The organism is Streptomyces sp. NBC_00386, from assembly GCF_036063235.1.
GTDB lineage: Bacteria > Actinomycetota > Actinomycetes > Streptomycetales > Streptomycetaceae > Streptomyces.
The window spans coordinates 7,436,847-7,448,883 of sequence record NZ_CP107950.1 but is presented as its reverse complement, the minus strand read 5'-3'; the positions used below and the strand labels follow the sequence as shown (position 1 = coordinate 7,448,883).

Sequence of the window (12,037 nt, the reverse complement as noted above, 5' to 3'; positions counted from 1 at the left end):
CACAGGCTGGTGGAACGGCGGGGTCCGGACTTGTGAGGCGTTCCGGCGCGCTCTTCGGCGGGCCTCTGTACGGCTCCGGCCGAGGTGTCGGGAGGGGGCCGCAGGAGTGCGCTGTCCGCCGGGTCCCGGCGGACAGCGGCGCTGTGTGCAGGGGCATGGCGGGCCCGCCGGGGCTCGGGTGCGGTTCGGTCCGGGGACGCGTGCGTGAGGGGCGTGTACGGGGCTGCCGCCGGCGGCGTCGGCCGCCCACGGGCTGCGGGCCGACGGCGCTGTCTCAGGCGCCCGCTGCCCGGCCGGAGACAGTGTCTGAGGAGCCCCGGCGTCGCTCCACCGCGGTCCTGGGGCAGGCCCGTGCCGTGGGTATCCCGGGGGCATTCCGGGAGGCCTGTCGGCGCGCTCCGCGGGCACCCCGCCGCCCGGCCCGCCGGGCTTTCGCCCGGCGCACCTGGCTGCCTCTCGGCAGACCTTGCCCGCGGGGCCTCACAGCCCGTCGGCTGCCGTGTGAACGGCCCGCCGGCCGGGCTCGGGAGGCCGGTCGCCTCGGCTTCCCGGGTCCGTCCACCGGTTTCTGGTGGCGGGTCAGCGGGTCAGCGGGTCAGCGGGTCAGCGGGTCAGCGGGTCAGCGGGTGTGCCAACACAAAAGCGCTGTGGCCGAGTTCCCGGAGGGTTCCGGGAACTCGGCCACAGGCGTGGTGCGTTGGGTACGTCAGCGGGCGGCGCCGCCGTCGGCGTTGGGTCCGGAGTAGTCCTCGCCGTACGAGCCCTTGGAGGGGCGGCGGCGGCGCATGGGCGGCTCGACGCCGTCCGCGAGGCGGCGGGCGGTGAGCAGGAAGCCGGTGTGGCCGATCATCCGGTGGTCCGGGCGGACGGCCAGGCCCTCGATGTGCCAGTTGCGGATCATCGATTCCCAGGCGGTCGGCTCGTTGAAGCAGCCGATCTCGCGGATCGACTCGACGGTCCGCGCGAGCTGGGTGGTGGTCGCCACGTAGCAGCAGAGGATGCCGCCGGGGACCAGCGCCTTGGAGACGGCCTCCAGGCACTCCCAGGGAGCGAGCATGTCGAGGATGACGCGGTCGACGTCGGCGTCGTTCAGGTTGTCCTGGAGGTCGCCGACGGTGAGCTGCCAGGCGGGGTGGGGTCCGCCGAAGTAGCGCTCCACGTTCTGCTGGGCGATCTCGGCGAAGTCCTCGCGGCGCTCGTAGGAGTGCAGCATGCCCTGGTCGCCGATGGCGCGCAGCAGGAAGCTGCTCAGCGAGCCGGAGCCGACTCCCGCTTCCACGACGCGGGCGCCGGGGAAGATGTCGGCGAAGGCCAGGATCTGCCCCGCGTCCTTGGGGTAGACCACGGCGGCGCCGCGGGGCATGGACAGGACGTAGTCGGGGAGCAGGGGGCGCAGCGCGAGATAGGCGACGTTTCCCGTGGTGCGGACAACGCTGCCCTCGGGAGCACCGATCAGCTCGTCGTGGGGGAAGGAACCCTTGTGGGTGTGGAAGTTCTTCCCGGCCTCGAGCGTGAACGTGTAGTGGCGGCCCTTGGGGTCGGTCAGCTGAACCTGGTCCCCGACCTTGAAGGGCCCGCGCCTGCGGGCGGCACCGGTCGGTTCGGACATGTGAACAGCCTACCGGTCCCCGGCGGGGCCGCCGACCACGGTCAGGAGGGGCGGGCCATGGCTTTGACGAAGGCGCGTTCCACGTCGGCGGCGGACAGGACGCCGTAGATCTCGCCGGAGTCCTCGACGACGAGGTACTCGGTGGCGGGGCTGGCGCGCAGGACGTCGAGGAGGTCCTCTCCGGCGAGTTCGGCGGAGACCCGCATGCCGTCGGTGAGGTCCTGGGCGAGGCCGCTGACGGCGACCCAGGGGCGGCGGTGTTCGGGGACGCCGACGATGGCGGCTTCGCGGACCAGGGAGAGGGGTTCGCCGTCGGCGTCGACGACGACGAGGGCGCGGGCGCCGACGTCGTTGGCGCGGCGCAGTGCCTCGGAGAGGGGGGTGGTGGTCTCGACGGGGACGGCGCGGCGTGTGAGGGAGCGGGCGCGCAGTTCCGGCAGGTGTTCGCGCAGGCGGGCCATGCGGAGGCTGTTGCCGGCGCCGGTCCAGATGATGGCCGCGAGGATGGCGGCGAGGAGGGCGTCGGTGATGGTGTCCATGCTGCCGACGTTCTCGGGGGCTGCGCCGAGTGTCCCGGACTGGGTGAGGAGGGGCAGTCCGACGAGTACGGAGACGGCGAGGGCGCGGCCGACCCATGCGGCGGCGACTGTGCCGCTCATGGCTCTGCCGGTGATCTTCCAGACGACGGCGCGGAGCATGCGGCCGCCGTCGAGGGGGAGGCCGGGGAGGAGGTTGAAGGCGGCGACGATGAGGTTGGAGATCATCAGGCCGGCGAGCAGGACGCCGGGGACGGTGCCGGGCTCGACGGGCAGCATGGCGAGGTAGAAGAGGCCGGACAGGACGAGGGAGAGGAGGGGGCCGACGAAGGCGAGGACGAATTCGCGGCCGGGGGTCTCGGCTTCCTTCTCGATTTCGGAGACGCCGCCGAAGAACTGGAGCTGGATGCGGCGGACCGGGAGTTTGAAGCGGAGGGCGGCGACGGTGTGGGCGAGTTCGTGGACGAGTACGGAGGCGTAGAAGGCGACGGCGAAGAAGAGGGAGACGAGGTAGCGGGCTGCGCCGAGTTCGGGCAGGACGCGGTCGAGCTGGCCGCCGAAGACCCAGGTGATCAGGGCGGCTACGAGGAACCAGCTGGGTGCGACGTACACGGGTACGCCGAAGGGCCGGCCCATGAGGAGTCCGCCGCCGGGGTCCTTGGGCCGGCGTGGGGGGCGTCCTTTGGTGGTGCCGGTGCGGCGGGCGCCGGTGAGTCCGTCGTGGTCCTGGCCCTGGATCTGGCCGTAGGCCGGCTCGGAGGGTTCGGAGGGCCGGGAGGGTTCGCCGTGGGCTGCGATCTCCTCGGTGCGCTCGGTGGAGGCGGGCGCCTTCGCCAGGGGGTCGCGGGCCGGTTCGGGGTGGGCCGCGGTCTCGGGCGCGGGGGTCGCCTCGGGTCCGGGCCGGCCGGGATCCGTGGTGGCGTCGTGGGGGCCGGTCTCCGGCTGGTCGGGGGCCTCGTCGCCCGGGCGGGGGGTGTCCTCGGACCGTGCGGGGGGCTCGCTCGCGGCCCGGGTGCCGGTGTCCGTGCCGGACTGCGTCCGGGTCCGGGAGTCGTGATCGGGGGCCGTGGGGTTCGGCCCGGTGGTCTCGGGCCCTGCCGGTCCGGGGTGCGCGCCGGAGGCCGGACCGGTGGAGGCCGAGGGCCTCCCGTGGCGCTCGGTCGCCTCGCCGGTGCCGGACCGCGGCTGCCCGCTCCCGCCGCTCTCGTCCACGATGTCCCCTCGTTCGAAGCGTCCCCCGCCCCCGGTTCATGCGGAACGGGAGGGTCTGGGTCGATGGTATGCGGCCGTCGCGGTGCGTTCCGCCCCGGCACCCCTTCTGTTTTGCGTGCCGTCGTGCCCGCCGGGACCGGTTCACTGTCGGTGGCGGGCCGTATGGTCTGTTGTCATGGAAACCAGCACCGAGGGCGCTGTGCCCGAAGAAGCGGCCGTGACCGGCGGGGCCGTCGCCGACGGTCCGGCTCCCGTGGTCGCGCGCGCGCCCGCCTCGCTGTCGCCCTCGCGTGCCAGTGACTTCATGCAGTGTCCGTTGCTGTACCGGTTCCGGGTGATCGACAAGCTGCCGGAGAAGCCGAGTGAGGCGGCGACCAGGGGGACGCTGGTGCACGCGGTCCTGGAGCGGCTGTTCGACGCGCCGGCCGTGGACCGGACGGCACCGCGTGCCAAGTCGTTGATCCCCGCGCAGTGGGACCGGCTGCGGGAGACGAAGCCGGAGGTCGTGGAGCTGTTCGCGGACGACCCGGAGGGCGAGCGGCTGGCGCGCTGGCTGTCCGAGGCGGAGCGGCTGGTGGAGCGCTGGTTCACGCTGGAGGACCCGACGCGGCTGGAGCCGGCCGAGCGGGAGCTGTTCGTGGAGGCGCGGCTGGATTCCGGGCTGACGTTGCGCGGCATCATCGACCGGGTCGATGTGGCGCCGTCGGGCGAGGTCCGGATCGTGGACTACAAGACGGGGAAGGCGCCGCGGCCCGAGTACGCCGAGGGTGCTCTGTTCCAGATGAAGTTCTACGCGCTGGTGGTGTGGCGGCTGAAGCGGGTGGTTCCGCGCCGTCTCCAGCTGGTCTATCTGGGCAGCGGTGACGTGGTGACGTACGACCCCGAGATCGGGGATCTGGAGCGGGTCGAGCGCAAGCTGCTCGCGCTGTGGGACGCGATCCGGGAGGCGACGGAGACGGGTGAGTGGCGGCCGCGTCCCACGAAGCTCTGCGGCTGGTGTGATCACCAGGCGGTGTGTCCGGAATTCGGTGGTACTCCCCCGGTGTATCCGCTCCCGGTCAGGGCGCCCGGGTCGGGCACCGGGTAGCAGGGCAGAATGGGGCCGGACTAGCGAAGGAGACTTACGTGGCCATCCGCGTCCTACTGGTCGACGACCAGCCGCTGCTGCGCACCGGCTTCCGGATGATTCTGGAGGCGGAGCCGGATCTCGCGGTCGTCGGCGAGGCCGGTGACGGTCTCCAGGCACTCGATCAGGTTCGTGCCCTGCAGCCCGATGTGGTTCTGATGGACATCCGTATGCCGCGGATGGACGGTGTGGAGGCGACGCGGCAGATCACCGGGCCGGGCCGGGACGGTCCGGCGAAGGTTCTGGTGCTGACGACGTTCGACCTCGACGAGTACGTGGTGGAGGCGCTTCGGGCGGGTGCCAGCGGTTTCCTCCTCAAGGACGCGCCGGCCAATGAGCTGGTGCAGGCGATCCGGGTGGTCGCGGCGGGCGAGGCGATGCTCGCGCCGAGCATCACGCGTCGGCTGCTGGACAAGTACGCGGGTCATCTGCCGTCCGGGGACGAGCCGGTTCCGGACACGTTGCACACGCTGACCGACCGTGAGGTCGAGGTGCTGAAGCTGGTGGCGCGCGGTCTGTCGAACGCGGAGATCGCGGCCGATCTGTTCGTCAGCGAGACGACGGTCAAGACGCATGTGGGGCATGTCCTGACGAAGCTGGGGCTGCGCGACCGGGTGCAGGCCGCAGTGTACGCGTACGAGAGCGGGCTGGTGCGTCCGGGGGCGCAGTAGCGCCGGCCGGTACCGGTCTGTCCGAGGCAGCGCGAAGGGCGCCCGTTCCCCTGGGGAACGGGCGCCCTTCGCGTGGGACGGTCAGGTGCGGCGCCCGGCCGGGCCTCGGACGGTCCCGCGGTGTGCGTGCGGGCATGTGCCACGGTGTGGATGCCGGCACGTGCCACAGCGTGGGTACGGGCACGTTCCGCGTCCTTGAAGCCGAAAGACCCGGGACCGTCGGGTCCCGGGTCGGGCCCGGGGCTTCACAGCCCCGGGTCGGTTGCTTGGGTCACTCGCTGACGCCGCGGCTCAGCTCCCACAGCTGGAGGGTGGAGGAGGAGTTGAGCGCCCACTCCGAGCCCGTGATGTCGTCACGCGCGGCGATGTACTGCTTGCCCTGCCAGAGCGGGATGATGGGGACATCGTCGGCCACGATGTCCTGGATCTCCGTGAGGCTCTTCGACGCGGTGAGGCGGTCGGCCTCGCGGCGGGAGTCCGGGATCAGGGTGTTGTTGATCTTGGTGTTCACGTACGGCGAGCCAAGGAAGTTGTCCTTGTCGAGGAACGGCGCCAGGTAGTTGTCGGCGTCGGGGAAGTCGGGGAACCAACCCATGCCGTAGACGTCGTAGGCGCCCTTCTGCTCGGCCGGGCGGAACTTGGCCCAGGGCGTGCCCTGGATGTCGACGTCGAAGAGGCCGCTCTTGTTGAGCTGGCTCTTCAGGACCTGGAACTCCTGCTCGGTGACCGCACCGTAGTGGTCGGTCGTGTAGTGCAGGGTCATCTTGACCGGGGTGGTGATGCCGGCCTTGGTGAGCAGCGTCTGGGCCCTGCTGACGCTCGGGTCGCCGTACTTGTTGAAGAAGGCGTTGGCGTGGCCCGTGATGGTCGCCGGGACGAGCGAGTACAGCGGCTCGGCCTGGGAACCGTAGACCTTGGAGACGAGCTCGCCGCGGTTGATCACCTGGGCCATGGCCTGGCGGACGGCCGCCGACTTCACCGACGTGGCGTTGGTGTTGAAGGCCAGGTAGCGGATCTCGAGGCCGGGCATCTCGTTCAGGTTGACGTTGCCACCCGAAGCGTTGTCCAGCTTGTTGATCTGGTCCGGCGTCATCGAGCGCGTCATCAGGTCGATGTCGCCCTTTTCGAGGGCCGCACCCATGGTGTCGGCGTCCGCGAAGGAGCGCATCTCGACCTTGGAGTTCTTGACCTTCAGCTGACCCGTGTACCGGGAGTTCTTCGTGAAGATGGCCTTGGTGACGGTGTCGTCACTGGACTCGATCTTCACGGTGTACGGACCGGAGCCGTCCACGGAGAAGCCGTCGCGCAGCTTGTTCTTCTCGTAGTCGTTCGGGTTCACGATGCCGGCGACCGGGGTCGACAGCTTGAACGGGAAGGTCGCGTCGGCGATCTTGAGGTGGAAGATCACCTCGCGGTCGCCGCGGGTCTCGACGGTGTCGACGGTGGACAGCAGGCCGGCCACACCACTGTCGGCCTTGATGGCCCGCGCACGGTCGATGGAGAACTTGACGTCCTTCGCGGTGATCGAGTCACCGTTGGAGAACTCCAGGCCCTCGCGCAGGGTGCACGAGTAGCGCTCGTTCCCGCTGTCGGTGAACCCGCACTTCTCGGCCGCCTCGGGCTGGGGCTCGCCGTCACCACGCGGCTGGACCATCAGCGTCTGCACGGTCTGACGCAGGACGTTCCAGGTGCCGACGTCGTACGCGTACGCCGGGTCGAACGGTGCCGGGGCTTCCTTCGACGCGGTGAACTGGTCCGTGGTACCAACAACGATGGCATCGCCGCTGTCGCCCCCGCTGGCGGACCCGCCGCACGCGGCGAGCACTGGGGCGAGCAGGCCGACCACGGCCGGCATCACCAAAGTCTTGCGGTTCATGCTCGTGTTTCTCCAGAGCTGTAGGTTCCGCGAACCGGCATGCAGGGGTGGCGCGGCGGGTCACGGGGTTACGGCGATGTTCTCGCGATGACATTAGTCCGCACCACAGGGTCGGCAATCCGATACGGGAGCCGTCTTCCGCTCACGCTGCGAAACGGGGCGCGGACGCACCGATAACCCGACACGGGAAGGATTAGTGCAGGGTTTCATCAATCGGGACACAAGGGCACGTCAGTGTGTAACGAATGGGCGACGGGGGCACAAGTCGGTCCCACTGTCGACCCTCCGCCATGTGGCGAACGTCACACGGTAAAATTGATTGAAGCTTCCGGAATTAGTCGTTCCGCCCCGATATGCATTCCATCGGGCCCTCGCCCGCGGTTATCACACGGAACGGCCGAGCCCTTTCCGCGCATTCGGCTCGGCACGCTGCGTGATGAACGCGATGACGTTCGGTGATCGCATCAGTGGGCTTTTGTCATCAGACGATGCAGAAAGGGCAGGTCGACCTCTTCGAGGGAATTCACGACGGTGCGACGGGCGGCCGGGGCGATGGGCGCGACCGAGGGCACCGCGATCACCTGGCAGCCCGCGGCCTCGGCGGAGGCGACACCGGTCGAGGTGTCCTCGATGACGGCGCAGCGTGCCGGTTCGGCGTCGAGCCGGGCGGCCGCGAGGAGGTACGGGTCGGGGAACGGCTTGGTCCGCTCCACCTCGTCGCCCGCGACGGTCAGGGCGAAGAAGTGCGAGCCGATCGTGCCCAGGACGCGGTCGATGATCCGCCGGTGCGAGGCGGAGACGAGCGCGGTGGGGATCTCGTGCGCCGCGAGTTCGGCGAGCAGCCGGGCGGCGCCCGGCATCAGCGGCAGGGAGTGGCCGATGCGCTCCTCGAAACCGTCGTTGAGCAGCACGGACAGTTCGGGCAGCGTGATGTCGGCGCCGGTGGCCTCGATGAGGAAACCCGCGCTGCGGGTCATCGGGCCGCCGACCACCACATGGCGCCAGGAGTCGTCCAGCGCGTGTCCGAGGGACGCGAAGACCGCGACCTCCACGTCCCACCAGAAGCCCTCGGTGTCCACCAGGGTTCCGTCCATGTCGAGGAGCACGGCCTGCAGGGCTGAGCCTTCGGCCGTACGGATTCCGAGCGCGGGGACCGTACTGGTCATCCTGGCGCACCTCCTTGAGGGACGACCAGGCCGGTCGCTCCCTGGAGCGCCAGGGGACAACCGGCCTGCGATGGACCGATAAGTGTACGACTTATCCGATCAGCGTGCGCCGCGGCGCGTGCCGCGGCGCGTCGGGACCTCACCGTGCGTTGAAGTACTTGGCCTCGGGGTGGTGGATCACGATGGCGTCGGTCGACTGCTCGGGGTGGAGCTGGAACTCCTCGGAGAGGTGGACGCCGATGCGCTCGGGTTCCAGGAGCTGCGCGATCTTGGCGCGGTCCTCCAGGTTCGGGCAGGCGCCGTAGCCGAGGGAGAAGCGGGCCCCGCGGTACTTGAGGGAGAACATGTCGGCGATCTCGGAGGGGTCCTCCCCCGCGAAGCCGAGCTCGGAGCGCACGCGGGCGTGCCAGTACTCGGCGAGTGCTTCGGCGAGCTGCACGGACAGTCCGTGCAGTTCGAGGTAGTCGCGGTAGGCGTTGGCCTCGAAGAGCTTGGCGGTCTCCTCACCGATCCGGGAGCCGACGGTGACGACCTGGAGGCCGACCACGTCGGTCTCCCCCGACTCCTCGGGGCGGAAGAAGTCGGCGAGGCACAGCCGTCGGCCGCGGCTCTGGCGGGGGAAGGTGAAGCGGGTCCGCTCGTTGCCCTGGTCGTCGAGGATGATCAGGTCGTCGTCCTTGGAGACGCAGGGGAAGTAGCCGTAGACCACGGCGGCTTCCAGCAGGTTGTCGGTCTGAAGACGGTCGAGCAGCCCGCGCAGTCGCGGCCGGCCCTCGGTCTCGACGAGTTCCTCGTAGGTCGGGCCGTCGCCGGCGCGGGCCTGCTTGAGGCCCCACTGGCCCTTGAAGAGGGCGCCCTCGTCCAGCCAGGAGGCGTACTCCTTGAGCTGGATGCCCTTGATCACGCGGGTGCCGGTGAAGGGAGTCTTCGGTACGGGGTTGTCGGTGGAGATGTCGGAGCGAACGTGTCCCTCCTGCGGGCGCTCCTCGATCTCGGCGGAGGCGGTGGCGCGCACCCGGCGCTGCTTGAGTTCGGGCAGGACCGCGCCGGGCACCCCGCGCTTGACGCCGATCAGGGCGTCCATGAGGCGCAGGCCCTCGAAGGCGTCGCGGGCGTAGCGGACCTCGCCCTGGTAGATCTCGTGGAGGTCCTGTTCGACGTAGGCGCGGGTCAGGGCCGCGCCGCCGAGGATGACGGGGTAGTCGGCGGACATGCCCCGCTGGTTCAGCTCCTCCAGGTTCTCCTTCATGATCACCGTGGACTTGACCAGGAGCCCGGACATGCCGATGACGTCGGCCTTGTGCTCCTCGGCGGCGTCCAGGATCGCGGAGACCGGCTGCTTGATGCCGAGGTTGACGACGTTGTAGCCGTTGTTGGACAGGATGATGTCGACGAGGTTCTTGCCGATGTCGTGGACGTCGCCGCGCACGGTGGCGAGCACGATGGTGCCCTTGCCCTCGGAGTCCGACTTCTCCATGTGGGGTTCGAGGTAGGCGACGGCCGTCTTCATGACCTCGGCGGACTGGAGGACGAACGGCAGCTGCATCTGGCCGGAGCCGAACAGCTCGCCGACCACCTTCATGCCGTCCAGCAGGGTCTCGTTGACGATGTCGAGGGCGGGCCGGTCCTGGAGGGCCTCGGCGAGGTCGGTCTCCAGGCCGTTCTTCTCGCCGTCGATGATCCGCCGCTTGAGGCGTTCGTCCAGGGGGAGCGCGGCCAGTTCCTCGGCCTTGCCCGCCTTCAGCGACTTGGTGGTGGCGCCCTCGAACAGGGCCATCAGCTTCTGCAGCGGGTCGTAGCCCTCGGCCCGGCGGTCGTGGATGAGGTCGAGGGCGGTGGTGACCTCCTCCTCGCTGAACCGGGCGATCGGGAGGATCTTGGACGCGTGCACGATGGCCGAGTCCAGGCCCGCCTTGACGCACTCGTCGAGGAAGACCGAGTTGAGCAGGATGCGGGCGGCCGGGTTGAGGCCGAAGGAGATGTTGGACAGGCCGAGCGTGGTCTGTACGTCCGGGCGGCGGCGCTTGAGCTCGCGGATCGCCTCGATCGTCGCGATGCCGTCCTTGCGGGACTCCTCCTGGCCGGTACAGATCGTGAAGGTCAGGGTGTCGATGAGGATGTCGGACTCGTGGATGCCCCAGTTGGACGTGAGGTCCTCGATGAGCCGTTCGGCGATGGCGACCTTGGTCTCGACGGTGCGGGCCTGGCCCTCCTCGTCGATGGTCAGCGCGATCAGCGCGGCACCGTGCTCCTGCGCCAGTCGGGTGACCTTCGCGAACCGGGACTCGGGGCCGTCGCCGTCCTCGTAGTTGACGGAGTTGAGGACCGCGCGGCCGCCGAGGCGCTCCAGGCCCGCGCGCAGGACCTCGACCTCGGTGGAGTCGAGCACGATCGGCAGGGTGGAGGCGGTGGCGAAGCGGCCGGCCAGCTCGTCCATGTCGGCGACGCCGTCGCGGCCGACGTAGTCGACGCACAGGTCGAGCATGTGGGCGCCCTCGCGGATCTGGTCGCGGGCCATCTCCACACAGTCGTCCCAGCGGGCCTCCAGCATGGCTTCGCGGAACTTCTTCGAGCCGTTGGCGTTGGTGCGCTCACCGATCGCCATGTAGGCGGTGTCCTGACGGAACGAGACCGTCTGGTAGAGCGAAGCGGCACCGGGCTCGGGCTGCGGGCTGCGCTCGGGGGGCGTGAGGCCGCTCACCCGCTCCACCACTTGGCGCAGGTGTTCGGGTGTCGTGCCGCAGCAGCCGCCGATCAGGGAGAGGCCGTAGTCCCGTACGAAGTTCTCCTGGGCGTCGGCCAGGCCCTCGGCGTCGAGAGGGAAGTGGGCGCCGTTCTTCGTCAGGACCGGCAGACCGGCGTTCGGCATGCACAGCAGGGGGATGCGGGAGTGCCGGGTGAGGTAGCGCAGGTGCTCGCTCATCTCGGCGGGGCCGGTCGAGCAGTTCAGGCCGATCATGTCGATGCCGAGCGGTTCCAGCGCGGTCAGCGCGGCGCCGATCTCGGAGCCGAGCAGCATGGTGCCGGTGGTCTCGAAGGCCATCGAGACCACCAGGGGCACCCGGACGCCGGTCGCCTCCATGGCGCGGTGCGCGCCGAGGACGGAGGACTTCGTCTGCAGCAGGTCCTGGGTGGTCTCGACGATCAGTGCGTCGGCGCCGCCGGCGAGCAGGCCCTCGGCGTTGGCCTGGAAGCCGTCGCGCAAGGTGCCGTAGGAGACGTGACCGAGCGTCGGCAGCTTCGTGCCGGGGCCGATCGAGCCCAGCACCCAGCGCTGGCGGCCGTCGCGGGCGCCGAAGGAGTCGGCGACCTCACGGGCGATCCTGGCGCCGGCCTCGGAGAGTTCGTGGACGCGGTCCGCGATGTCGTACTCGGCCATCGCCGAGTGGTTCGCACCGAAGGTGTTCGTCTCCACGCAGTCGACGCCGACCTCGAAGTACGCCTCGTGGACGGAGCGCACGATGTCGGGGCGGGTGATGTTGAGGATCTCGTTGCAGCCTTCGAGGTTCTCGAAGTCCTCCAGCGTCGGGTCCTGCTCCTGAAGCATCGTGCCCATCGCGCCGTCGGCCACCACCACACGGGTGGCGAGCGCTTCTCGGAGTGCTTCGGTTCGCTTCCGCCCTTCGGAAAGACCGGACGAAAGGGACGGGTTCGGCAACGAGGCCATGAAGGTGCTCCCTGGAGTGCGACGGCTGTCGGCTTTGCGCTTCCCATGGAAGGCGCACGCCGTCAGGGTATCCGGAGCACCGCGGATCAGGCATGGGCGTCCACGACGCGGACGGGCGTGGTGTGGGTGACGGCGGTGTGGAGGCGGGCGGAACGTGGGGCGACCACCCATTGG

7 protein-coding genes are annotated in these 12,037 nt (G+C 70.0%); 2 read left to right on the top strand and 5 right to left on the bottom strand.

The genetic code is table 11. The features are described 5' to 3' along the window. Positions 1–706 precede the first annotated feature (706 nt). Both OG780_RS32690 and OG780_RS32685 read right to left on the bottom strand, forming a co-directional pair. A complete protein-coding gene (locus OG780_RS32690) occupies positions 707–1,609 on the bottom strand; it encodes a tRNA (adenine-N1)-methyltransferase (protein WP_328454247.1) in 903 nt (300 codons plus the stop codon). Positions 1,610–1,650: 41 nt separating this feature from the next. Beyond that, complete coding sequence (locus tag OG780_RS32685) at positions 1,651–3,357, bottom strand: site-2 protease family protein (RefSeq protein WP_328454246.1); 1,707 nt, start codon at positions 3,355–3,357, stop codon at positions 1,651–1,653. 175 nt (positions 3,358–3,532) lie between these two features. Here OG780_RS32685 and OG780_RS32680 point away from each other — a divergent pair, with 175 nt between their 5' ends. After that, positions 3,533–4,444, top strand: a complete 912-nt coding sequence (locus tag OG780_RS32680; protein ID WP_328454245.1) for a RecB family exonuclease — start codon at positions 3,533–3,535, stop codon at positions 4,442–4,444. A 38-nt stretch (positions 4,445–4,482) separates the two neighbouring features. Beyond that, complete coding sequence (locus tag OG780_RS32675) at positions 4,483–5,154, top strand: response regulator (RefSeq protein WP_037628456.1); 672 nt, start codon at positions 4,483–4,485, stop codon at positions 5,152–5,154. 271 nt (positions 5,155–5,425) lie between these two features. Here the strand turns inward: OG780_RS32675 and OG780_RS32670 are convergent, their stop codons facing one another. The 3 genes from OG780_RS32670 to metH form a co-directional block, all read right to left on the bottom strand. Then, a complete protein-coding gene (locus OG780_RS32670; RefSeq protein ID WP_328454244.1) occupies positions 5,426–7,030 on the bottom strand; it encodes an ABC transporter substrate-binding protein in 1,605 nt (534 codons plus the stop codon). Between the two features lie 464 nt (positions 7,031–7,494). Further along, positions 7,495–8,196 (bottom strand): HAD family hydrolase, encoded by a 702-nt coding sequence (locus tag OG780_RS32665; RefSeq protein WP_328454243.1) that lies wholly within the window; start codon positions 8,194–8,196, stop codon positions 7,495–7,497. 139 nt (positions 8,197–8,335) lie between these two features. Beyond that, positions 8,336–11,863 (bottom strand): methionine synthase, encoded by a 3,528-nt coding sequence (gene metH / locus OG780_RS32660; RefSeq protein ID WP_328454242.1) that lies wholly within the window; start codon positions 11,861–11,863, stop codon positions 8,336–8,338. Positions 11,864–12,037 lie beyond the last annotated feature (174 nt).